Here is a 22,047-nt window from a genome sequence, read left to right on the forward strand (position 1 = left end):
ATGCCCGAAGGTGACACCGTCTGGCACACCGCAGCCGCGCTGCGCCAGCACCTGGTCGGCCATACGCTGACCCGCTGCGACATCCGGGTGCCGCGGTTTGCCACCGTCGACCTCACCGGTCAGGTGGTGGACGAAGTGCTCAGCCGCGGCAAGCATCTGTTCATCCGGGTGGGCGCGGCCAGCATTCATTCGCATCTGAAGATGGACGGCAGCTGGCGGGTCGGCGACCGGCCGGTGCGCGTTGACCACCGTGCACGAATCATCCTGGAAGCAGCCAACATTCGAGCGGTCGGCATCGACCTGGGCGTGCTGGAAATCCTCGAACGCGACCACGACAGCGACGCCGTCGCACATCTGGGTCCCGATCTGCTGGGTGAGGACTGGGATCCCGAACTTGCCGCCGCGAACCTGATAGCCGATCCGAACCGGCCCATCGCCGAGGCGCTGCTGGACCAGCGGGTAATGGCCGGGATCGGCAATGTTTACTGCACCGAGCTGTGTTTCGTCTGCGGCCACCTGCCAACTGCACCGGTCAGCGCCATCGCCGATCCACGACGGCTGGTCTCACGCGCGCGGGACATGTTGTGGGCCAACCGGTTTCGCTGGAAACGCTGCACCACCGGCGATACCCGGGCGGGCCGGCAGCTGTGGGTCTACGGGCGCGCCGGGCAGCATTGCCGGCGCTGCGGAACCCGCATCGAGCACCGAAGCCCCGATGGCGCCGGCGAACGGGTCACCTACTGGTGCCCATCCTGCCAGCGCTAGTCGCGGCCGTGCGTCAGGAAGAACTGCGCGATGACCTGCGAGGCGTCGAACGCGCGAGTGGTGGCTCCGATGACCGGCTTGGGCAGATACTGCTTGCCGCCCGGCCAGGTGTGCCCGCCATTGTCGATCTGGTAGAACACCACTTCCGTCCCGGCCGAACAGATCTGGGCATCGAAACGGTGCACAACGGTTCCATCCCCGGTGTTCGGCAGCACTTCGGTCACCGGATCGCCCTGGCAGCCGTCGACCGCGCGCCACCGATCCACCATGCTCTTCACCGAGACGGCGTGGCTGACCCCGCCCCGGCCGCGGACATCCCCGCCGTTGAACGGCACCACTGGATCGGCGGTACCGTGCGCATCCAGCACCGACACCGGACGGGACGGATTGCAGGCCACACCAACCCCCAGCGTTCCGGATACCGGCGCGATCGCAGCGAACAGGTCGGCGCGATCGCACGCCAGCCGGTTGGACATGAAGCCGCCGTTGGACATGCCGGTGGCGAACACGCGCCCGGCGGGAACGCTGAACTCGTTCTGCAGCTTGCCCACCAGCGCCACCAGGAACCCGACGTCGTCGACATGGCGGCGGTCCGCCGGGGATGCACCGCGGCCGTCGGCCCAGCTCTTGTCGTAGCCGTCGGGATAGACGACCAGCAGGTTGGTGACGTCGGCAGCGGCGTTGAAGCCTGTCAGCCCCTGCTGTCCCGCGCCGGTGCCGCCACCGCCGTGCAGGTTGAGCACCAAACCAACGGGCGGGCCCGGCGGGACATGCACCGTATAGGTGCGCTTCAGGCCACCGAATTGCAAGGTGCCCGGCTGATCTCGGGCGCTGGCCGCCGAAACCTGCTGTCCGCGACAGCCAATCAGGCCGCCCACGAGAACGAGTAGCAAGAGCAGTCGCACCCAGGGCATGACGGCCAAGTTACCGACCGCCCCCACCAACCGCTCGCAGACCTCTGAATTTTCATAGGGTTGCCGAAGCGCCGCGCTCCAGCGCAACGACGCGATCGGCCATGCCGCGGCGCTGCATTTCGGCGGTGAAGTCCGCCAACGGCGATGCGAAGACGCCGTAGTCGTCGAAGTGAATCGGAATCATCTTGGGCAGCTTCAGCAGCTCGACCAGTCCCGCCCCCTGACGTCCGTCCATGGTCACCGTCAGACCGAACGGCAGACGCCGGCCCGCCGGCAGCCGGGTACCACCCAAATGCAGCAAGCCGAAATCGATCGCATCGAAACGCACCGGAATCTCGTTGAGCTCCTCGACGAGCAGGGTGTCGCCGGAGATGTAGACCCGGCGTCGCCGCGAGCCGTCCGCGGCGGCGAAATCGAGCATGGTTCCCATCACCGGGGGCAGCAGCCGGTGGGCGAGCACCGGCGCGTGCCGGCCCGGTAACGACGTCATGGTCACGGTGACGCCGCCCTTGCTGATCATGTGCTGCTGCCAGGTGGAAAGACCGAGCGCATCCTCGAAGCCGCGATGGTGCAGCCGTTTGGCGGCGTGCGGGGTGGTGATGACGGGCAGGTCGTGGTCGAGGCCTTTTTGCGAAACGCGGTCCCAATGATCGCCGTGCATGTGCGACAGCACGATCGCGTCGATCGGCGGCAGACGATCAATGGTCAACGCCGGTTCGCGGAGGCGTTTGGACACCAGCCCGTAGCCCAGATAGGCGTGCTGTCCGCGATGCAGGAAGTTCGGATCGGTCAGGATGGTCAGGCCGCCGGCGGCAACCAGCGTGGTGGCATTGCCCACGAATGTGACGGTGATGTCCATCGCCCGGGACTACCCGGGTGACGGCGGTTCAAGCAGCCGCGCTCAGCCCGCCCCGGGTGGCCGGGGCATGAACGTCCCCTTCAGCTCCAGGCCCATTGCCAGGTCCTCGTACTTGGGCTCCTTGCGCTTGCGCCAACCACTGCCAGCCGATATCGGCGGTGGCATCAGCGGCGGAAGCATGGGGAACCCGGCGTCCCCGGCCGGAATCGGCGACACCGCCGACGCGAGTTGCACCGGTGTTTGCGCGGCGGTCAGCACCCCCAGCGTTGCCGGCGGCGCGCTGAGGTTGCCCAGCGAAACTCCCACGCCTACCGCCGCGGCCGGCTCCAGCGCACCGAAGGCGCCGGCAGCGTTGGATATCCCAGCCGCCGCGTCGCTCAGCGCCGCCTCCCCCTGCGATAAGCCGTCCGCGATGTCGGGCGCCACCGACTGCAATGCCTGGGCGGAGGTGTTCTGCGCCATGTAGCTGAGTAGGTTGATCGGGAATCCCGACGATATGAACTGGTTGGCGTAGGTGTTGGCCAATCCGAACCAGCCTTGGTCGGGGTCGAAGGTAACGCCTATCGCCTGCATTAGCGCATCGATGGGAGATACCGGCGGAGCGATCGCGTCGGCCGGCGCCACCGCCGCAGCGGCCGAAACCGCGCTGGCTTGAGCTGCCGGTGCGCCCGGATCGGCGACCGAGGGCGGCGAAGCGAACAACGACAACGCGGTCGCTTGCGCTGAAGCGGTCTCGTAGCGGTACATCGCTGACGCGTTGTTCACCCACATGGTCTGGTACTGGGCTTCGTTCTCGGCGATGGCCGCGAGGTTCTTGCCGAACCCGTTGGTGGCCAGCAGGTGGGCCAGCTGCGTCCGGTTGGCGCCGACCGTCGCGGGTGCAACGACCGCCGCCAGGGTAGAGCTGAATGCCGCCGCGGCGGACTGCGTCGACAAGGCCAACTGCTGACATTGCTGCGCGGTGGCGCGCATCCAGGTGAGGTAGGGAGCGGCCGCCTGAACCATCGCCAGCGGCGACGGACCGTGCCAGTCGGCGGCCAGCGCAGAAAGCAAGGCGTTATAGCTACTGGCAGTTTCTTCTAGATCGGCACCGAGGCGCTGCCACGCACCGGAAGCCTCGAGCAGTGATTCCGCGCCGGGCCCCGAGTGCATCAGCGCTGAGCTGACCTCGGGGGGCAGCGTTATGAACTCCATAACATGACACTCTTACTACGCTGGGAAATTTTGCAAAACATTACGTTGACAACGGCGGGAAAACCGTCGAAACATTGCGCGTCACGAAATGGCGTTCACCGCGGCCGCCAGTCGCGATCTGAACGCATCCGGCACGGGGACGTATCCGTTGTCCGCTAAACCGCTCTGACCAGCGCCCATCGTACTTTGCAGAAACGCCCTTACGGCCGGACCGACTCCCGGGTCCGGATACTTCGAGCACACGACCTCATAGGTCGCCAGGACGATCGGGTAGGCGCCGGGCTGGTTGGGCCGGTAGAACGAGATGGTGTCGAGGGCAAGGTCGTTGCCCTCTCTGGTGAACCACGCACTGGAAATCGTGCGCCCCACCGAGTCGATGCCGAGCGCTACCGGTTCGGGACCCGCCGAGGTGATCACCTTGGCCACGCTGAGCTGCTGCGCTCGGGCGAAGGACCACTCGACGTAGGTGATCGACCCTTCGGCGCCCTTGACGGCCGCCGCGGCACCGTTGCTGCCGTTGGCACCTTCACCGACGCCGCCCTTGAACTCCTTTGCCGCGCCCCTGCCCCACTCGTCGCCCGAAGCGGTGTCGAGATATCTCTGGAAATTCTCCGTGGTCCCGGACTCGTCGCTGCGGAACACCACATGAATCGGCTCGGCGGGCAGGCCGACGCCTGAGTTCAGCGCCGCGATCGCCGGATCGTTCCAGGAGGTGATCGCGCCGTTGAAGATTTTGGCCGCGGTGGCACCGTCGAGGTTCAGCGAAGTCAGGCCGGTGACGTTGTAGGCGATCGCGATGGGTCCGAACACCATCGGCAGATTCCACACCGGCGAGCCGCACCGCTGCTCGGTTCTGGCGTACTCATCCATGCTGAGCGGAGAGTCGGAGCTGGCGAAATCCGTTTGACCACCCAGGAATTCGCTGATTCCGGCACCCGAACCGTTGGCCGTGTAGTTCAACGTCTGCCCCGCGCACGCCCGTTCGAAAGCCTTGACGAAGCGGGTCATGGCATTGTCCTGGGCGGTGGAGCCGCCGGCCTTCAGCGTCGGCTTGCCCCCGCACCAGACATTCGGCGACGACGACGGGGTCGCCGCGCGTGCCGCGGTGGGCTTGTTGTCGCTGCCGCACGCCGACAAGAGCAGCACGGCAACGCCCAGGACGCTCAGCGCGGGGCCAAATCGGTTGAACTTCAATTGAATCCCTTGAGCGACCAGACTGCTATCCTGCCCGGAGTCCTGCGGCACAGTTCATGATCTTCCCGTAGCCGATTGCTTCCGGCCATCGCTGCAGACGGCCGGGTTCACGATTTCAGCCACAGTTTCCGGCCGGTACACGGTTCGGTCACCTAAGGGGTTCCCGCGTCGTATCGTTAACTGGAATGATCAAAACGTAAGCAGCCTGTTACGTCCGCACTCTTACCCGGGGAGGTTCCAGCAATGGCGATCACCCAAGCGGCCGGCCCCTTCCTGGGGGCCGCGCTGTGCAGCCTCGTTGCCGTCGCCGCTCCAGCAGCGCATGCCGACGCGGTCGATGACCACTTCCTGAGTGCCGCGCACGCCCATGGCATCAACTTCGCGTCACCGCAAGCCGCGCTCCTGGCCGGTCACCAGGTTTGCGACCAACTCGATTCAGGTAGAGCCAAGCCCGACATCGCCAATGACGTAGCGGCCAGCAGCAACCTGGACGGCTATCACGCCGGGTTCTTTGTCGGCCTGAGCGTCGCGGCTTTTTGCCCCCGGCATCACTCTGGTTAAGACTTGATGTCAAGCCTCTGATCCATAGCGGCACCCGCATAAACTTTTGCTACATGCAGGCGGGGAGCCATAAATGATCAGGAAAGCATTGTTCAGCGCCGCAATCGCGGTCTGTGCTGCGGTAGGGGTAGCCACTGCGGCCAACGCCGACCCCAGCTGGTACAACACCCTCAGCTGTAACTGCGAACCGGTGCCGCAGAGCGGGCCGACCTTCACCCAGCAAATCGATACCGGAATCCGCGACGGCCTTGCCGAGCTGAACGACGCCCCAGACTAATCCGCCTAGCCCGCGGCTCCCTGCCCGACAGCCTGGACCGACGCGTGCTCATGCAGCGCCTGCTCGGCTTCCGGCGAAACGGGTTTGAGGTCGAAGGTCACCTCGTGCACGGTGCCGGTAAACGCATACGGCGCCTTGTCCTCATATTCGCGGTCGACGACCAGACCGTTGTCGCGTCCGACGTCCAGCCCGGCATACGACGTGAACGCCAGGCTCACCGTTTGCGGGAGCTCACCCTCGCCGATCAACCGATTGCCGGCCCATAGCGTCACCCGTCCGCCGGAACCGACGACGGGCTGCTCGCTGTCGAACTGCATCCGCACGGTCACGTCGCCGGTGGGGATGGGCTCGGTGGACACCTGCCGATAGGTCTCGACCCCGAGGAAGGAATAGGTGTGGTGCAGACGCCGCTGCCCGTCGACCCACAACGCGAACCCGCCCATGAAGTCGGCGTTGGCGACGATCACGCCCTCGGCATTGTCGGGCACGTTCAGCAGTGCCTCGATGGCATAGGAGCGGCCGAAGATGCGCGGAACCATGCCCCGCTGGATGTTCTGCACCCCCTTCTTGAAGCTGAACCGCGCTTCAAAAAACCCAGTGGGAAGCGGCGGCAGGTCGCCGTACATCACCGCGAGCCCGCCCAGTAGCGGCAGCACCCTATTGCGCTCAGCTTCCTGCCACCACAGCTGCTGCAGCTCGGCCAGCTTGTCCGGACGTTCGCCTGCCAAATTCTTCGCCTGGGAGAAGTCGTCAGGCAGGTAGTACAGCTCCCACACGTCGTTGTCGGGGTCGTAGGTGCCGGGCGCGAACCGCGCCATGGTCTCCGGCGACAAATCCCACGGCGCCTTGTCCAGCCGGGCGCATGCCCACCAGCCGTCCTGGTACATGGCGCGGCTGCCGAAGTTTTCGAAGTACTGCACGGTGTGGCGGTCTTCGGCGTCCGCCCCGTCGAAGGTGTGCAGGAAGCTGATTCCGTCCATCGGTTCCTGCTCGAAGCCGTCGACATGGGTGGGCTCGGGTAAACCGATGGCCTCCAACACAGTTGGCGCGATATCGATGCAGTGCGCGAACTGGTCCCGAACACCGTCGGGCCGAATCCGCGACGGCCAGGCCACCACCATTGGATCGCGGGTGCCACCGAGATGGCTGGCCATCTGCTTGCCCCACTGGAACGGCGTGTTGTTGGCGTGCGCCCAGCCGCTGGCGAAGTGCGGCGCGGTGAACTCGTCGCCCAGCGCTTCGATCCCGCCGTACTGTTCGATGAGCTCAAGTTGCCGGTCGGCGTCGAGGTCCAGGCCGTTGAGGAACGTCATCTCGTTGAACGAACCGGTGTTGGTGCCTTCCATGCTGGCGCCGTTGTCGCCCCAGATGTAGAAGACCAGGGTGTTGTCCGACTCGCCCAGATCCTCGATGGCGTCCAGCAGCCGCCCGACATTCCAGTCGGCGTTCTCGGAGAACCCGGCGAACACCTCCATCTGGCGGGCATACAGCTTCTTCTGGGTCTCCGACAAGCTGTCCCAGGCCGGGAACAGATCCGGCCGCTCGGTCAGCTCGGTGTCCGGCGGAATGATGCCGAGTTGCTTCTGACGCTCAAATGTCTGCTGCCGGTAGACATCCCAGCCCTCGTCGAACTGCCCCTGGTATTTGTCGGCCCATTCCTTGAAGACGTGGTGGGGGGCGTGGGTGGCGCCGGTCGAGTAGTACATCATCCATGGCTTGGTGGCGTCCTGGGCGCGCACGGTGTGCAGCCATTCGACGGCCTTGTCGGTGAGGTCGTCGGGGAAGAAGTAGAGCTTGCCGTCTTGCCCCTCGGGTATGCCGATGACCGAGTTGTCCTGGCTGATGATCGGGTCGTACTGGCCGGCCGCACCGGACGGAAATCCCCAGTAGTGGTCGAATCCCCAACCCAGCGGCCAGTTGTCGAACGGCCCCGCCGCACCCTGGACGTTGTCCGGGGTCAGATGCCACTTGCCGAAAGCCCCTGTCACATAACCGTTGTCGCGCAGAATGCGGGGCAGCGAGGCGCAGCTGCGCGGCTTGACGGTGCAGTAGCCCGGGTAGGGTCCCGGGAACTCACAGACCGATCCGAAGCCCACCCGGTGGTGGTTGCGTCCGGTCAGCAGCGCCGCACGGGTCGGCGAGCAGACCGCGGTGACATGAAAGCGGTTGTAGGCCAAGCCGTTCTGGGCAACCCGGGACAGCGTCGGGGTGCGAATGGCGCCGCCGAAGGTGTCCGGGCCGCCGAAGCCGGCGTCGTCGATCAACACGATCAGCACATTGGGTGCGCCGTCGGGCGCGCTGGCGCCGGGGACGATCGTCCAGTCCCCCACCGAGTCCGCCGCGGTGCGGCCGATGGTGCCACCGAAGCTGCGCTGCGGTATCGGCAGCTTGGTGCGGTCCGGGTTGAACTTGCCCATCGCCTCTTGCAGCGCAGCACCGAAGCTGCGCAGCGTCGAATGACTCATCTCGGCAACCGATTTCATCGGCGATCCGGCCAGCGTCTGCTCTACCGTGAGCCGGCCCCGGGCCGGGGTTATCGCGATGATCACCGCGCTGCCCGCGGCCATCGCCTGGCCGATCTTGTCGGCCAGCCCGCTCTTGATCCGGTAATTGGCGAAGGTGCCGGCCAGGGCTCCGGCGGCCGCCCCGAATGCCGCCGTAGCCAGCAGAGCCGGCGAGAACAGGCCGACCGCCAGACCCGCCCCGGCGCCCCACGCCGCGCCGCGGCGGCCAAGCCGGTTGCCGGTGTCGAGCAGGACGGCGTTGCCGTCGGCGTCCTTGCCCACCAGCACCGCGCCCTGCAACGGCACGGTCTTGGCGTTGGCCCGGCCGGTGAGGTTCTCGAAGTCGCGCCGAGCGGTGTCCAGCTCCTGATAGCCAGCGACGATGACGAGCGCGTTCTCTTCACTCATTCCCAGACTCCTGTAATTCGCGACGGCTGATGAACTCACGGGGCAACCCCGTGATCGGATCGTCGAACTCGATGCGCTGCGCCAGCAATTGCAGCGGTGTGCTGAAGTCGTCGGAAGCGACGTCAACCACGTTGGGGTACAACGGATCTCCGCTTATCGGTAGCCCAAGCGAGGCCATCTGCACGCGCAACTGGTGGGTGCGTCCGGTGCGCGGGCTCAACCGGTACAGGCCATCGGGTGAAACCAGCTCCACCAACGTCTGCGCGTTGGGCGCACCCGGCTCGCACACCGCCTGCAAGTTGCCGCGGCGTTTGACGATGCGGCTGCGCACCACGCGCGGCAGCACCAGCCCCGGGTCGACCGCCGCCCGGGCCAGGTACGTCTTGCGCACCGCGCCTCGCGCGAACAGCGTCTGGTAACCACCGCGCAACTCGCGCCGGGTGGTGAACAGCAACACGCCGGCCGTCAGCCGGTCCAGGCGGTGTGCCGGGCTCAGCTCGGGCAATCCCAGGGCGCAGCGCAACCGCACCAGCGCCGTCTGCGCGACGTGGCGCCCGCGCGGCATGGTGGCCAGAAAGTGCGGTTTGTCGACGACGACGAGGTCGTCATCCTGATAGAGCACCGGGATGTCAAAGGGTACCGGCACCTCGTCGGGCAGGTCACGGTAGACGTACACGAAGGAACCCGGCGGCAGCAGCCGGCCGCTGTCGACCACCGCGCCGCGGCCATCGACGACTTCCCCGGCGAGCAGCTTCGCGCCGGCAGGAGCGCCGAATCTTTCGACGAGTTCGGTCAGCACCGATCCACCCCGCAACCGCACCCGCACCGGCCCCAGCGCATCGCGAACGCTGAGCACTGCGGGCTCCAATTGCAATCCTCCTGCGGTATCCGACCACGCGAGCGTACGTCGTCGGAGGGCAACAGGTGATCAAGACATGGACGTAGAAGTTGGCCCGGCACGAGGGCCACGGCGACGAGCAGCGCACCGCTCGACTCAGGCCGCAGATCCGGCAGTGTGAAGAGGCCGCTGAGCAATTCGTCGACGCGCCGCTGCAGACCTTCGTGCCGATCCTCGTCGAACACATCGTCCGCAACCGGTTGATGGAATCGCGCCGGCAACCACGCCGGCCCTGGGCTGAGCCTTACGCGGAGTCGATGCCCAAATCGGCTTGGGCACTGTAAACGCCGAGCAGATCACGGGCCGAGACGATGCCGTCCAGAGCGCCGTCATCGTCCACCAGGATGTGGCGGATGTAATGGTCCATCATCTGGACCGCGACTTGGTCGACGGTGGCTTCGGCGCTGCACCACACCAATTTGGTGGTGGCCGTGTCGATGGCACGTACGGCTGCCGGATCCTGTCCAGCGGCCACCACCCGAGCGATGTCGCGCTCACTCACTATTGCGGTGGGCCTGTTGTCGTCGCCCACCACAACCGCCCCGACATCATGGGCCACAATGGCTTTGGCTATGTCGGCGATCGTGGCGTCGGCGGCAACGCGCACCACCGCGTCGCCGGTAACGGTCGAAATCGGGGTCGAACCCGCCAGAGAGATGCTAGTCACGCACCCATGCTCACCAAGTCCGGCCGCGCTTACTAGTGACCTCAGTCCCCCATTCCGGTGAAACAAGTCACCGGGCGTAGCTCAGCTCAGCGGTACCGGCTCGAGAATCTCGGCGCGCGCCTCGGGTGCGCTGGCGCGCAACTCGTCGGCCGAGACGTCGTCGGGCTGCGCCTGCGACAGTATCTCCGCCTCCACCCGAGCCTTGTAGTTGGCGACCTCACGCTTGACGTCGGCCGCGCTCCAGCCCAGCGCCGGGGCAATGAGGTCGGCCACTTCCTGGGCGCAGTCCACGCCGCGGTGTGAGTATTCGATGGAGATCCGCATCCGCCGGGCCAGTACATCCTCGAGATGCAGGGCGCCCTCGGCGGTGACGGCATACAGGGCTTCCACCTTCAGATAGCCCGGCGCCTCGTTGATCGGGCTCAGCAGCTCGGGATCTTCGGCCGCCAGCGCCAGCACCTCGTCGATCAGCGAGCCGTAGCGATCCAGCAGGTGGCGCACCCGGTAGGGGTGCAGATTTCGCGTCGCACCGACATTCTCGGTCTGATTGACCAGGGCGAAGTAGCCGTCGGCGCCCATCAGCGGCACCTTCTGGGTGATCGACGGCGCGACCCGGGCCGGGATGAATTCGGCCGCGGCGTCCACGGCGTCGGCCGCCATCACCCGGTAGGTGGTGTACTTGCCGCCCGCGATGGCTACCAGGCCGGCCGCCGGCACCGCCACCGCATGTTCGCGGGAGAGCTTCGAGGTCTCCTCGCTTTCCCCGGCCAGCAGCGGGCGCAGTCCCGCGTAGACGCCGTCGATATCGGCGTGGGTCAGCGGCGTGGCCAACACGGTGTTGACCGTGCCCAGGATGTAGTCGATGTCGGCCTTGGTGGCCGCCGGATGCGCCAGGTCCAGGTTCCAGTCGGTGTCGGTGGTCCCGATGATCCAGTGGCTCCCCCACGGGATGACGAACATGACCGACTTCTCGGTGCGCAGGATGATCGCCACGTCGCTGACGATGCGGTCGCGGGGAACCACCACGTGTACGCCCTTGGAGGCGCGCACCTGGAAGCGGCCGCGCTGCTTGGACAGCGCCTGGATTTCGTCGGTCCACACCCCGGTCGCGTTGATCACCACGTGACCGCGCACCTCGGTGATCGAGCCGTCCTCCGAGTCGCGCACCCGCACCCCGGTCACCCGGTCGCCCTCGCGCAGCAACGCCACCACCTGGGTGGAGCACCGCACCACCGCGCCGTAGTGTGCGGCAGTGCGCGCCACCGTCATGGTGTGACGGGCGTCGTCGACGACGGTGTCGTAGTAGCGGATACCGCCGATCAACGACGCGCGTTTTAGCCCGGGACTTAATCGCAATGCACCGGCACGGGTCATATGCTTTTGCGCCGGAACGGATTTCGCGCCGCCGAGGCTGTCGTAGAGGAAGATGCCCGCGGCCATGTACGGACGCTCCCACCAGCGCTTGGTCAGCGGGAACAGGAATGGCAGCGGCTTGACCAGATGGGGTGCCAGCGTGGTCAGCGACAGCTCGCGCTCATATAGAGCCTCACGCACCAGCCCGAATTCCAGTTGCTCGAGATAGCGCAGGCCGCCGTGGAACATCTTCGACGACCGGCTCGAGGTGCCCGAGGCCAGGTCCCGCGCCTCGACCAGGGCCACTTTGAGCCCGCGGGTGGCGGCATCCAGGGCACAGCCGGAACCCACCACGCCGCCGCCGATGACCACCACGTCGAACTGCTCGGCACCGAGTCGCTCCCAGGCCAATGCGCGCTGCTGCGGCCCGAGCGACGCGGCGGGGCTCTCCGGTCCGTGGATCGGGTTGCTCACGACTAATGACTCCTGTCGGTTACTTCGGTTACTCGGCGGTGGGCGTTGCGTAGCCAAGGCTAGTTCGTTCGGGCGCCCTGAGTCGCCCTTCAGTCCAGATCGTCGTGTGCCATGAGGCGGCGGGCGGCCTCAGTTATCGAACCTGATAACGACGGGTAAACGGCGAGTGTCTGGGCCAGCTCGTTGACGGTGATGCGGTTCTGCACGGCGACGGCGATCGGCAGGATCAGCTCGGATGCGATCGGAGCCACCACCACGCCGCCGATCACCACGCCGGTGGACTTGCGGCAGAACATCTTGACGAACCCCTGCCGCAACCCGCCCATCTTGGCCCGCGCGTTGGTGCGCAGCGGCAGCATGATGGTCCGCGCCGGCACCGACCCGTCGTCGATCGCCGACTGCGGCACCCCCACCGCGGCGATCTCGGGCCGCGTGAACACCGTCGCGGCCACCGTGCGCAGCCGGATCGGGCTGACCCCCTCGCCCAGCGCGTGATACATCGCGATGCGGCCCTGCATCGCCGCGACCGAGGCCAACAGCAGCAGGCCGGTGCAGTCGCCGGCGGCATAGATGCCGGCCACCGAGGTGCGCGACACCCGGTCCACCGTTAGGTAGTCGCCGGGGCCGAGCTCGATGCCGACCCGTTCCAGGCCGAGGCCGCTGGTGTTGGGCACCGACCCGATGGTCATCAGGGCGTGGCTGCCCTCGACGGTGCGGCCGTCGGTCATGGTCACCAGGACACCGGCGTCGGTCCGGGTGACCGATTCGGCCCGGGCGTTCTTGAACAGCTGGACCCCGCGTTCGGCGAACGACTCTTCGAGCACAGCAGCGGCGTCGGCGTCCTCGTAGGGCAGCACCCGGTCGCGGCTGGCCGCCACCGACACCTGTACGCCCAGCTCGGTATAGGCGTGCACGAATTCGGCGCCGGTAACGCCCGAGCCGACCACCACGAGATGCTCGGGCAGCTTCTTCAGGTCGTAGAGCTGCCGCCAGGTCAGGATCCGCTCGCCGTCGGGCTGGGCAGACGGCAGAATGCGGGGGCTGGCGCCGGTGGCGATCAGCACGACGTCGGCGTCGTGTTCGCTGGTGGTGCCGTCGGCGGCGGTCGCTTTGACGCGGTGGTGCGCCAGTCCGGGAGTGGGATCGACCAGCTCACCCCGGCCGGCGATCACCTGTACTCCCATGTTCCGCAGGTCCATAGCGATGTCGGCGGACTGCGCCGCGGCCAGGTCCTTGACCCTGGCGTGGATCTGCGGCAACGAGATCTTGGCGTCTTCGAGGTCGATGTCGAAGCCCAGCTGAGGCGCTTTGCGCAGCTCGGTGCGCAGGCCGGTGGAGGCGATGAACGTTTTGGACGGCACGCAGTCGTCCAGCACGGCCGCTCCGCCGATGCCCTCGGAGTCGATGACGGTGACGTGGGTCGTTTCGGGGTGTGAGGTGGCGGCGACCAGTGCAGCCTCGTAACCGGCCGGGCCTCCACCAAGGATCACGATGCGGGTCACCACAGGCCTAACCTAGCTTGGCCTAGCCGGACGCCGCAGCGCGCCGTCTAAGCTTTGTCCGTGCCGCTTTACGCCGCCTACGGATCGAACATGCATCCCGAGCAGATGCTGCAGCGAGCACCCCACTCGCCGATGGCCGGAACCGGCTGGTTGCACGGGTGGCGGTTGACGTTCGGCGGCGAAGACTTCGGCTGGGAAGGCGCGCTGGCCACCATCGTCGAGGATCCGGATTCGAAGGTGTTCGTCGTGCTCTACGACATGACACCGTCCGACGAGATGAGCCTTGATCGGTGGGAGGGCTCTGAGTTCGGCGTGCATAAGAAGATCCGCTGCCGGGTGGAACGGTTATCCTCGGACACCACAACCGATCCCGCGCTGGCCTGGCTCTATGTGCTGGACGCCTGGGAGGGCGGGCTGCCGTCGGCGCGCTATCTCGGGGTTATGGCCGATGCGGCCGAAATCGCCGGTGCCCCAGCCGATTACGTACACGATCTGCGCACCCGCCCGGCCCGCAACATCGGCCCGGGCACTTAGCTTTTTGTGCTTGGCCGCGAGCGTGCGTGTCGGTACACCGACACGCCGCTACAGCTGGCATTTTGCGCACGCTCACGCGGCGCGCAGTAGCCGCGTCTCGAGCCGGCGGACCAGTTCGTGCCGGCGATATCTGACGTCCTCGGCAACGATGGGCACTATCGACCAGCCCACGTCCTGCAGCGCCGACGAGCGTCGACGGTCACGGAGGAAGGCTTGCGGCCCGCTGTGCCAGTCGACGCCGTCGTACTCGGCGGCGAGGCGGTATTCGGGCCAGGCGAAGTCGACCCGCCAGGTTCGGCCGCTCAAATCCACGATTTCGTATTGCAACTCAGGAAGCGGCAACCCGCCGTCGATCATGGCCAGGCGAGCCTCACTCTCCATCGGAGATTCGGCCAGCGGGGACGCCAGCGGGAGCAATTCGCGCACGTTGACGATGCCGCGACGGCCATATTGCCGTTTGACTGCCCGCTCCAGCTCGATGCGGCCGCACATGCCGCTGCGCAGTGCGGCATCCAGTGTCGCCAGCGCCCTCGGCCGGCGCAGCGCGCGAGCGACCTCGATCGCCGTCCACGCGGGTGCCGTCGCCGGCCGGCCCGCGACGACGGCCAACGGCGCGCCCGCACGCCGGTGCACCATCAGCCCGCGGGCCGGTCGCAATTGTTGGCCAGCGGGATTGAGGACATGAAGATCCCGATCCAGTTCGGTGTCGAAGCCGTAGCCTGCCGCGGCGGTACTCAAGCACACGGCGATTGTCGTCCCGGTCGCCAAATCCAGGCCGCGCAGCCGCACCGGGTCGGTTATTTCGCCGCGGCCGTAGATTCCATACCAAACCTTTTGCAGCACACCACATTTCAGATCTGCTTGCAGGCCGCGACGGGTGAGGTAGGTCAAGGCCTGCGCTGACGTGACGACTCCACCCTGGGCGTCAAGCAACTGGCTCAACTCTGGATGCACGCCCGTTATGGTCGGGCGCGCCTCGCGGAGTCGACAATTCACCCCTGGCGAGCGTGCGCAGAATGCCGGCCGGAGGCGGCGTGTCGTGTGCAAACATGCACGCTCGCGGGCGCTAGAAGGAGGCGGCTTGCTCGATGATGTTGACCATTACCCGCACCCCGATGCCCAGAGCGCGCTCGTCGAGGTCGAACGTCGGCTGATGTAGATCCAGCTGCGGTCCCTCACCCGGCCAGACGCCCAGGCGTGCCATCGCGCCGGGCACCTCTTCCAGATACCAGGAGAAGTCCTCGCCGCCGCCCGACTGCCGGGTATCGGCCAGCACATCGGGGCCGACGGCCTCGATCGCGTGGGTGAGAATGCGGGTCGAGACGTCCTCGTTCACTACGGGCGGCACACCGCGCCGGTACTGCAGCGTGTGCTCAATGGCCAACGGCGACAGCAGCGCAGTCACAGCCTGGCGAATGATCCCCTCGAGTTCGAGCCAGGTGTGCCGGCTGGCGGTACGCACGGTGCCGGACAGCACCCCGGATTGCGGAATGGCGTTGGCGGCCACCCCGGCATTGACCGCCCCCCACACCAGCACGGTGCTGTTGCGCGGGTCGATGCGGCGCGAGAGCACCCCGGGCAGTCCGGTGATGAGCGTGCCCAGGCCGTAGACCAAGTCGGCGGTCAAGTGTGGCCGCGACGTGTGCCCGCCGGGCGAATACAGGGTGATTTCAATCGAATCGGCCGCCGAGGTGATGGGGCCGTGCCGGACCGCGATCTTGCCGACCTCGAGCCGGGGGTCGCAGTGCAGGGCGAAAATCCGCGCCACTCCGCTCAGTGCCCCGGCCGCGATCGCGTCGATGGCGCCGCCGGGCATCAACTCTTCGGCGGCCTGGAAGATCAGCCGCACCCCGACCGGCAGCTCGGGCACCGACGCCAGCGCCAGCGCGGTGCCCAGCAGGATCGCGGTGTGCGCGTCGTGACCGCAAGCGTGTGCCACGTTGGGCATCGTCGAGGCGTACGGCGCACCGGTGCGCTCGGCCATCGGCAGCGCATCCATGTCGGCGCGCAATGCGATCCGCGGCTGATGTTCGGGGCCGAAGTCGCAAACAAGGCCGGTTCCGCCGGGCAGCACCTTGGGGTTGAGGCCCGCGTCGGCCAGCCGCTCGGCGACAAACTGGGTGGTGGCGTATTCCTGGCGGCCCAGCTCCGGGTAGCGATGGATATGCCGGCGCCATTCGACCAGTTCGTCATAGTGGGCGGCCAGCCAGGATTCGGCGGTATCGACGAGGCTCACGATGCCGCCCGCTTTTCCAGGGCCGCCAGCACCCGGTCCCGCTCGTCGGGGTTCTGCGCGAGGTGAACAATGATGCGCGACAACATGATTGCGCCCTCGACGACCGCTCGGTCGGCACTTGGACCGGCAGCGGCGGCGGCGAAGGCACGCTGGTGAACGGTGGCGCCACCGGCGTCGACCCCGATCACCGGATGTATCCCGGGCAGCACCTGCGTCACGTTACCCATATCGGTGCTGCCCAGGGGCAATCCGGCCTCAACGGCCGCCGGCACCGGCTCGCGGCCAAGCCGGCGCATCTCCTCCCGGCACACGCCGGCCAGCCATTGGTCGGGTTTGAGTTCGGCGTATGCCGGTGCGGCGCTGTCGATTTCGTATTCACAGCCGGCCGCCAGCGCGCCGGCGGCAAAGCAGGCATAGATGCGGCCTTCGAGTTCGCGCAGCGATTCCGATTCAACAGCCCGCATCGCGTACTGCACCATCGCATGCCCGGGGATGACGTTGACCGCTTGGCCGCCCTCGGTGACGATCCCGTGCACCAGCTGCCCGGGCGCCAGTTGCTGACGCAGCAATCCGATGGCCACCTGTGCGACGGTTACCGCGTCGGCGGCGTTGACGCCGAGGTGCGGCGCGACGGCGGCGTGCGATTCCTTGCCCCGGTAGGCCACGGTGACCTCGGACAGCGCCAGCGATCGGGCCCCGGCGATGTCGGTCGGCCCGGGGTGAACCATCACGGCCACCGCGACGTCGTCGAACGTGCCGGCCTGCAGCATGAGTGCCTTGCCGCCGCCGGACTCCTCGGCCGGGGTGCCCAGCAGCGCGACCGTCAGGCCCAGTTCGTCGGCCACTTCGGCCAGCGCCAGCGCGGTCCCTACCGCCGAGGCCGCGATGATGTTGTGGCCGCAGGCGTGGCCGATCTCGGGCAGTGCGTCGTATTCGGCGCAGATACCGACGACCAGCGGCCCGCTGCCGTAGTCGGCGCGAAACGCAGTGTCCAAACCACCGGCGGCCGCGGTGATCGCGAAACCGCGTTCGGCGACCAGCGCCTGCGCCTTGGCGCAGCTGCGGTGTTCGGTAAAAGCCAACTCCGGTTCGGCGTGGATCGCGTGGGACAACTCGACCAGTTCGGCCCCGCGCCGGCGCACCACCTCCTCGACGTTGTCCAGGGCGCTGGCTGCGGGCATGCTTCGCAGTATCTCATCGAGCAAGAAGCGGCCGAATCTTGTTCGGCTCTGTGGCCAAAACCCCATCGCGCAAAGCTGGCGATCCGTACGCTCGGGGAGCGCTCGGCGGACATCCAGTGCTACGGCGCGAAGCACGTGGGGCTCACTTGCGAGATTCCTCGAAAAGGGATGGAGGCGTAATGAATTACTCGATTTTGGCTCCGGAAGTTAATTCCGCGCTCATATTTTCCGGCGCCGGTTCTGAGCCGATGTTGCAGGCTTCGGCGGCATGGTCTCAACTATCCGACGAATTGGCCGCCGCCGGACGTTCGTTTTCTTCAGCGATTTCGGGGTTGGCCGACCAGGCATGGCAAGGTCCCGCGTCCGTGGCCATGGCCGCCACCGCGGCGCCGTATGCCGCCTGGCTGGATGGCGCTGCGGCGCAGGCCGCGGGCGCTTCCGCTCAGGCCAACGTGGTGGCCAGCGCGTTCGAGGCCGCACAGACGGCAATGATCCATCCGATAGCAGTGGCGGCCAACCGGAATACGTTTGTCCAGTTGGTGTTGTCGAATCTGTTCGGGCAGAACGCGCCGGCGATTGCGGCTGCCGAATTCGCCTACGAAGAGATGTGGGCCCAGGACGTGATGGCAATGTTCGGATATCACTCCACGGCCGCTGCCGTCGCAGCACAGTTGTCGCCGCTGCAGAGCCTATTGCAAGACGTAAATCTGGGTATCGGCAATAAGGGCAGTGGCAATCTGGGCAGCGGAAACACCGGCAACAACAACGCCGGCAGCGGAAACTTCGGCAGCCAAAACGTCGGTGGCGGCAATCAAGGTCAATCCAACGTAGGCGGCGGAAACAAAGGCAACAACAATGTGGGCGCCGGAAACACCGGCAACAACAATATCGGCAGCGGAAATTTCGGTGATCATAACTTCGGAAGCGGAAACTTCGGTACCAACAATTTCGGATTCGGAAATTCGCGAAGCTCGCAATCCGGAGGCACTGGAAACATCGGTAGCGGAAATCTGGGCGACAGCAACATCGGCAACGCAAACCATGGAAACCTCAATGTAGGCTCCGGCAACTACGGCAACAACAACGTGGGTTTCGGTAACCATGGCGATAACAACCGGGGCTGGGGCAACCTCGGCAGTGGAAATGTTGGCTTCGGCAACAACGGCTCGGGCAACATTGGCTTCGGGCTTACCGGCAACAACCAGATCGGCTTTGGCGCTCTAAACAGCGGAAGTGGCAACATAGGGCTATTTAACTCCGGCAATAATAATGTCGGCTTCTTCAACTCGGGGTACGGTAATTGGGGCATCGCAAACTCAGGACACACCAACACCGGGTTCTTGAATTCTGGCAATAATAGTACTGGCATCGGCAACTCAGGAAATCTCGACACCGGCATGTGGAACTCAGGTGTTACCGACCTTATATTTGAAGGAGCAAACACCGGGTTCGGAAACGGCGGCAATTACAATACAGGTTTCGGAAATTCCGGCCTCGCTAATGTTGGCAGCTTCAATTCGGGCTCGTACAACACGGGTTTTTTCAACGCGGGCGCATCGATTACCGGTGACTTCAACGCGGGTAATAACAATTCCGGTTGGTTCAACGGCGGCAACTTCAACACCGGGTTCTCGAATTCCGGGGACACTAACACCGGCGGCTTTAATTCCGGCGACCTCAACACTGGCTTCGGTAGCGTGATCAACCAAACAGTGTCGAACTCGGGCTTCGGGAATTCGGGTACGGGCAACTCGGGCTTCTACAACACAGGCACGCAGAGCTCGGGTTACGGGAACAATGGCAGCCAAACTTCCGGCTATGGCAACGCCGGCGACGTGGACAGCGGCTTCGTCAACTCAGGCGGCAACGCCCACGTCGGGGTTATGAACTCGGGCGGCAGCGGCGGCACTGGCGGCTTCAAGGCGGGTTTCTTCAACTCCGGCCTCGGTAGCTTGATTTCAGGCTTCTTCAATTCAGGGCAAGGCGAGACGTCGGGCTTCCTGAACTCGGGAGGCGGATTTAACTCCGGGCTGGCCAATGGGGGCAGCCTGAACTCTGGCGCCTTCAACAGCGGAACCCAACAGTCGGGTTTCTTCCACCGGTAAGCGCGGTCGGTAACCTTCGAGTGTGACTGGACCGCAGCCCGTTTCCGCCGAATCCGCGCAACGCGCCGCCCAGGTCATCGCCGAGCGCACCGGGGTCGCCGAGCACGACGTCGCGGTGGTGCTGGGCTCGGGATGGTCACCCGCCGTGGCGGCGCTGGGGACCGCGACCGCGACGGTGCCCTACCGCGACTTGCCCGGCTTCACTCCGCCGCGCGCGGCCGGGCATGCCGGTGAGCTGCTGTCGGTGGCGATCGGCAGGCACCGCGTGCTGGTTCTGGCCGGCCGTATCCACGCCTACGAGGGCCACGACCTGGCGCACGTGGTACACCCGGTGCGGACAGCCTGCGCGGCGGGCGCACGGATCGTCGTGCTCACCAACGCCGCCGGCGGGCTGCGCCCGGACATGGCGGTGGGCCAGCCGGTCCTGATCAGCGATCACCTGAACCTGACCGCGCGCTCGCCGCTGGTCGGCGCGCAGTTCGTCGACCTGACCCATGCCTACGCGCCGCGGCTGCGTGCGCTGGCCCGGCAATCCGACCCGCAGTTGAGCGAAGGTGTCTACGCGGGCCTGCCGGGCCCGCATTATGAGACGCCCGCGGAGATCCGGATGCTGCAAATACTGGGCGCCGATCTGGTGGGCATGTCGACCGTGCACGAGACCATCGCCGCCCGGGCCGCGGGCGCCGAGGTGCTGGGCCTATCGCTGGTGACGAACCTCGCCGCCGGGATCACCGGCGAGCCGTTGAGCCACGCCGAGGTGCTTGCCGCGGGAGCCGCATCGGCGGCCCGGATGGGTTCGCTGCTGGCCGACGTCATCGCCCGGTTTTGAAAGTGACTGTCTCACCACAGGATTGGATCGCGCACGACCCAGACCCGCAGACCGCCGCCGAGCTCGCCGCATGCGACGCCGACGAACTCGCGGCGCGGTTCGCCCGTCCGCTGACGTTCGGCACCGCGGGATTGCGCGGGCCGGTGCGCGGCGGGCCGGACGCGATGAACGTTGCCGTGGTGCTGCGCGCGACGTGGGCGGTGGCCCAGGTGCTCACGCAACGCGGCCTGGCCGGCTCAGCCGTAGTCGTGGGCCGCGACGTCCGGCACGGCTCGGCGGCATTTGCGACGGCGGCCGCTGAAACGCTTGCCGCCCAAGGCTTTACCGTAACGCTGTTCGGCGAGCCGGTACCCACGCCGGTAGTGGCCTTCGCGGTGCGTCGCACGGGCGCGGCCGCCGGGATACAGATCACCGCCTCGCACAACCCCCCGACCGACAACGGCTACAAGGTGTACTTCGACGGCGGCATCCAGATCGTCTCCCCCACCGACCGTGAGATCGAAGCCGCGATGGCGGCCGCGCCACTGGCCGATCAGATCGCCCGGCAGGCCGTTGCACCCGCCGATACCGATCTGGTGGAGCGCTATATCCGCCGCGCGTCGGAGGTTCGCCGCGGCACCGGATCGCTTCGGGTGGCGCTGACGCCGATGCACGGTGTCGGCGGAGCGGTGGCGCTCGAGACACTGCGGCGGGCCGGCTTCAGCGACGTGCACGCCGTCGCAACGCAATTCGCGCCCGATCCGGACTTCCCCACCGTCGCGTTCCCTAACCCGGAGGAACCCGGGGCCGCCGACGCACTGCTCGCCCTGGCCGCTGACGTCGACGCCGACGTCGCGATCGCGCTGGACCCCGACGCCGACCGGTGCGCGGTCGGCATACCCGGCCCGGCCGGTTGGCGAATGCTGTCGGGTGACGAAACCGGTTGGCTGCTAGGCGATTACATTCTTTCGGCAGGCGCAGACGGGACCCCAGTGGTGGCCAGCACGGTGGTGTCGTCGCGTATGCTGGCCGCGATCGCGTCGCGCTATGGCGCGGTACATGTGGAGACGCTCACCGGGTTCAAATGGCTGGCGCGCGCCGACGCCAACGTTCCCGGCGGAACGCTGGTCTATGCCTACGAAGAAGCGATCGGGCACTGCGTCGACCCCGAAGCGGTGCGCGACAAAGACGGCATCAGCGCCGCGGTCCTGGTGTGCGATCTGGTGGCCGCGCTTAAAGAGCAGGGTCGTTCGGTGTCCGATGCGCTGGACGAACTGGCCCGGCGCCACGGCGTGCACGACGTGGCCGCGGTGTCGCGTCGGGTCGCCGATGCCGAGGAGGCCGCCGCCTGGATGCAGCGCCTGCGGGCAGCGCCGCCGGACCGGCTGGCCGGGCGTGCCGCGACCGTCACCGACATCACCGACGCACTGATCTTCACCGGCGGCGACGAAACCACCTCGATCAGGTTGGTGGTACGCCCTTCTGGAACCGAGCCGAAGGTGAAGTGCTATTTGGAGGTTCGCTGCGCGGTGGCCGCTGACCTGCGACGTGCCCGGGAACGGGCCGCCGCGGTGCGTGCGGAGGTGGCCGCTTCGGTTGCGGGCTGGTGAAGG

Annotated in this window: 19 protein-coding genes and 1 pseudogene; 8 read left to right on the top strand and 12 right to left on the bottom strand. The window is 66.6% G+C overall.

Annotation, left to right across the window (positions count from 1 at the left end):
- Positions 1-765 carry an endonuclease VIII Nei2 gene (gene nei2 / locus BST12_RS01350; protein ID WP_083111175.1) on the top strand — a complete coding sequence of 255 codons (765 nt, stop codon included), beginning with the start codon at positions 1-3 and terminating at the stop codon, positions 763-765.
- Here nei2 and BST12_RS01355 read toward each other — a convergent pair.
- The 4 genes from BST12_RS01355 to pstS form a co-directional block, all read right to left on the bottom strand.
- Positions 762-1,679 carry a CE1 family esterase gene (locus tag BST12_RS01355; protein ID WP_083111237.1) on the bottom strand — a complete coding sequence of 306 codons (918 nt, stop codon included), beginning with the start codon at positions 1,677-1,679 and terminating at the stop codon, positions 762-764. The two genes, nei2 and BST12_RS01355, sit on opposite strands and share 4 nt — an antisense overlap.
- A gap of 52 nt (positions 1,680-1,731) precedes the next feature.
- On the bottom strand, positions 1,732-2,538 hold the full coding sequence (locus BST12_RS01360) for an MBL fold metallo-hydrolase (RefSeq protein WP_083111176.1): 807 nt from the start codon (positions 2,536-2,538) through the stop codon (positions 1,732-1,734).
- A 42-nt stretch (positions 2,539-2,580) separates the two neighbouring features.
- Positions 2,581-3,732 (bottom strand): PPE family protein, encoded by a 1,152-nt coding sequence (locus BST12_RS01365; protein WP_083111177.1) that lies wholly within the window; start codon positions 3,730-3,732, stop codon positions 2,581-2,583.
- Positions 3,733-3,813: 81 nt separating this feature from the next.
- Positions 3,814-4,926, bottom strand: coding sequence for a phosphate ABC transporter substrate-binding protein PstS (gene pstS / locus BST12_RS01370; RefSeq protein WP_083111238.1), 1,113 nt, complete (start codon positions 4,924-4,926; stop codon positions 3,814-3,816).
- 243 nt (positions 4,927-5,169) lie between these two features.
- Between pstS and BST12_RS01375 the strand changes: the two genes are divergently transcribed.
- On the top strand, positions 5,170-5,487 hold the full coding sequence (locus BST12_RS01375) for a DUF732 domain-containing protein (protein ID WP_083111178.1): 318 nt from the start codon (positions 5,170-5,172) through the stop codon (positions 5,485-5,487).
- Between the two features lie 73 nt (positions 5,488-5,560).
- Entirely contained in the window at positions 5,561-5,764 is a 204-nt protein-coding gene (locus BST12_RS01380) for a hypothetical protein (protein WP_083111179.1), read from the top strand.
- A 5-nt stretch (positions 5,765-5,769) separates the two neighbouring features.
- Here BST12_RS01380 and BST12_RS01385 read toward each other — a convergent pair whose 3' ends face one another.
- Together BST12_RS01385 and BST12_RS01390 are read right to left on the bottom strand one after the other, a co-directional pair.
- Positions 5,770-8,676, bottom strand: coding sequence for an arylsulfatase (locus tag BST12_RS01385; protein WP_083111180.1), 2,907 nt, complete (start codon positions 8,674-8,676; stop codon positions 5,770-5,772).
- Positions 8,669-9,544 carry a pseudouridine synthase gene (locus BST12_RS01390; RefSeq protein WP_083111181.1) on the bottom strand — a complete coding sequence of 292 codons (876 nt, stop codon included), beginning with the start codon at positions 9,542-9,544 and terminating at the stop codon, positions 8,669-8,671. The genes BST12_RS01385 and BST12_RS01390 overlap by 8 nt, the downstream gene beginning before the upstream one ends.
- 80 nt (positions 9,545-9,624) lie before the next feature.
- Between BST12_RS01390 and BST12_RS01395 the strand changes: the two genes are divergently transcribed.
- Positions 9,625-9,858 (top strand): three-helix bundle dimerization domain-containing protein, encoded by a 234-nt coding sequence (locus BST12_RS01395; RefSeq protein WP_083111182.1) that lies wholly within the window; start codon positions 9,625-9,627, stop codon positions 9,856-9,858.
- Here BST12_RS01395 and BST12_RS01400 read toward each other — a convergent pair.
- The 3 genes and pseudogenes from BST12_RS01400 to BST12_RS01410 form a co-directional block, all read right to left on the bottom strand.
- Positions 9,819-10,241, bottom strand: coding sequence for a CBS domain-containing protein (locus BST12_RS01400; protein WP_083111183.1), 423 nt, complete (start codon positions 10,239-10,241; stop codon positions 9,819-9,821). The genes BST12_RS01395 and BST12_RS01400 overlap by 40 nt on opposite strands.
- Positions 10,242-10,322: 81 nt before the next feature.
- Positions 10,323-12,068 (bottom strand): glycerol-3-phosphate dehydrogenase/oxidase, encoded by a 1,746-nt coding sequence (locus BST12_RS01405; RefSeq protein ID WP_083111184.1) that lies wholly within the window; start codon positions 12,066-12,068, stop codon positions 10,323-10,325.
- Between the two features lie 27 nt (positions 12,069-12,095).
- Positions 12,096-13,573, bottom strand: a pseudogene (locus tag BST12_RS01410) (NAD(P)H-quinone dehydrogenase); the annotation flags it as partial.
- Between the two features lie 57 nt (positions 13,574-13,630).
- Here BST12_RS01410 and BST12_RS01415 point away from each other — a divergent pair.
- On the top strand, positions 13,631-14,104 hold the full coding sequence (locus BST12_RS01415; RefSeq protein WP_083111186.1) for a gamma-glutamylcyclotransferase family protein: 474 nt from the start codon (positions 13,631-13,633) through the stop codon (positions 14,102-14,104).
- Between the two features lie 72 nt (positions 14,105-14,176).
- On the opposite strand, the gene BST12_RS01420 is transcribed toward BST12_RS01415, so the two are convergent.
- The 3 genes from BST12_RS01420 to BST12_RS01430 form a co-directional block, all read right to left on the bottom strand.
- A complete protein-coding gene (locus tag BST12_RS01420; RefSeq protein WP_083111187.1) occupies positions 14,177-15,058 on the bottom strand; it encodes an endonuclease domain-containing protein in 882 nt (293 codons plus the stop codon).
- Positions 15,059-15,170: 112 nt separating this feature from the next.
- Entirely contained in the window at positions 15,171-16,340 is a 1,170-nt protein-coding gene (locus tag BST12_RS01425) for a M20 family metallopeptidase (protein WP_083111188.1), read from the bottom strand.
- Positions 16,337-17,521 carry an amidohydrolase gene (locus tag BST12_RS01430; RefSeq protein ID WP_083111189.1) on the bottom strand — a complete coding sequence of 395 codons (1,185 nt, stop codon included), beginning with the start codon at positions 17,519-17,521 and terminating at the stop codon, positions 16,337-16,339. The genes BST12_RS01425 and BST12_RS01430 overlap by 4 nt, the downstream gene beginning before the upstream one ends.
- 179 nt (positions 17,522-17,700) lie before the next feature.
- Between BST12_RS01430 and BST12_RS01435 the strand changes: the two genes are divergently transcribed.
- Genes BST12_RS01435 through BST12_RS01445 form a run of 3 tightly spaced genes read left to right on the top strand, consistent with a single transcriptional unit; the run spans position 17,701 to position 22,044 of the window.
- Positions 17,701-19,626 (top strand): PPE family protein, encoded by a 1,926-nt coding sequence (locus BST12_RS01435; protein WP_083111190.1) that lies wholly within the window; start codon positions 17,701-17,703, stop codon positions 19,624-19,626.
- 22 nt (positions 19,627-19,648) lie between these two features.
- Entirely contained in the window at positions 19,649-20,455 is an 807-nt protein-coding gene (locus BST12_RS01440; protein WP_083111191.1) for a purine-nucleoside phosphorylase, read from the top strand.
- Positions 20,456-20,457: 2 nt separating this feature from the next.
- Positions 20,458-22,044, top strand: a complete 1,587-nt coding sequence (locus BST12_RS01445; protein ID WP_139801431.1) for a phospho-sugar mutase — start codon at positions 20,458-20,460, stop codon at positions 22,042-22,044.
- Positions 22,045-22,047 lie beyond the last annotated feature (3 nt).

Origin of the sequence: Mycobacterium angelicum (genome assembly GCF_002086155.1) — a bacterium.
Taxonomy (GTDB): domain Bacteria; phylum Actinomycetota; class Actinomycetes; order Mycobacteriales; family Mycobacteriaceae; genus Mycobacterium; species Mycobacterium angelicum.

What these genes read in the sequence shown, in the direction of transcription:
- nei2 (WP_083111175.1), top strand. Translation starts at nt 1, where the DNA reads ATGCCCGAAGGTGACACCGTCTGGCACACCGCAGCCGCGCTGCGCCAG.
- BST12_RS01355 (WP_083111237.1), bottom strand. Translation starts at nt 1,679, where the DNA reads ATGCCCTGGGTGCGACTGCTCTTGCTACTCGTTCTCGTGGGCGGCCTG.
- BST12_RS01360 (WP_083111176.1), bottom strand. Translation starts at nt 2,538, where the DNA reads ATGGACATCACCGTCACATTCGTGGGCAATGCCACCACGCTGGTTGCC.
- BST12_RS01365 (WP_083111177.1), bottom strand. Translation starts at nt 3,732, where the DNA reads ATGGAGTTCATAACGCTGCCCCCCGAGGTCAGCTCAGCGCTGATGCAC.
- BST12_RS01375 (WP_083111178.1), top strand. Translation starts at nt 5,170, where the DNA reads ATGGCGATCACCCAAGCGGCCGGCCCCTTCCTGGGGGCCGCGCTGTGC.
- BST12_RS01380 (WP_083111179.1), top strand. Translation starts at nt 5,561, where the DNA reads ATGATCAGGAAAGCATTGTTCAGCGCCGCAATCGCGGTCTGTGCTGCG.
- BST12_RS01385 (WP_083111180.1), bottom strand. Translation starts at nt 8,676, where the DNA reads ATGAGTGAAGAGAACGCGCTCGTCATCGTCGCTGGCTATCAGGAGCTG.
- BST12_RS01430 (WP_083111189.1), bottom strand. Translation starts at nt 17,521, where the DNA reads ATGCCCGCAGCCAGCGCCCTGGACAACGTCGAGGAGGTGGTGCGCCGG.
- BST12_RS01435 (WP_083111190.1), top strand. Translation starts at nt 17,701, where the DNA reads ATGAATTACTCGATTTTGGCTCCGGAAGTTAATTCCGCGCTCATATTT.